Source organism: Chloroflexaceae bacterium (genome assembly GCA_025057155.1).
GTDB lineage: Bacteria > Chloroflexota > Chloroflexia > Chloroflexales > Chloroflexaceae > JACAEO01.
On sequence record JANWYD010000171.1, the window covers coordinates 1 to 525 of the forward strand.

Here is a 525-nt window from a genome sequence, read left to right on the forward strand (position 1 = left end):
ATCACCTCAACCGGCAATAACTAGTGTTGTCGAGCCGACAATTCCGCCGGCGCCAACGCCAGCAGAAGGGTTGGCGGTTGGGCGCACGGCTATTGTCAGCGCCGAGATCCCGGCGCTCAATGTGCGCGCGCAGCCGAGTGTGGCCTCCGTCATTACGTTGGTGTTAGCGCCGGGCACGCAGGTGGAGATCATCGGCGGCCCAGTTGAGGCTGAGGGCCGGGTTTGGTGGCAGGTGCGCAGCGCCGGTATTGAGGGCTGGTGCGCCGGTGATTTTTTGCAGCCGCAGTAAGGGCTAGATCAGCAAGAATAGCCTTTGCGACTTTTGCTGCGGCGGATAGCGATTTGTGCGGCGCAATGCCACCGCTGTGCGCAAATTTGCTATAATAAGAGCCGGCGCGCGCCGGGCCGGAGTGGCGAAATGGCAAACGCTGCGGTCTTAAAAACCGCTGGGGGAAACCCCTTACGGGTTCGAGTCCCGTCTCCGGCACCAGCATCAGAATGCCCTAAAACGCCTCCGGGTCGATC

Annotated in this window: 1 protein-coding gene and 1 tRNA gene; both read left to right on the forward strand. The window is 61.5% G+C overall.

Going from position 1 to position 525, the window contains the following annotated elements; genetic code table 11:
- On the forward strand, positions 1–289 hold a 289-nt coding region (locus tag NZU74_20855; GenBank protein MCS6883772.1), incomplete at its 5' end, for an SH3 domain-containing protein.
- Between the two features lie 115 nt (positions 290–404).
- Positions 405–490, forward strand: a tRNA-Leu gene (locus NZU74_20860).
- The last annotated feature ends 35 nt before the right edge of the window (positions 491–525 follow it).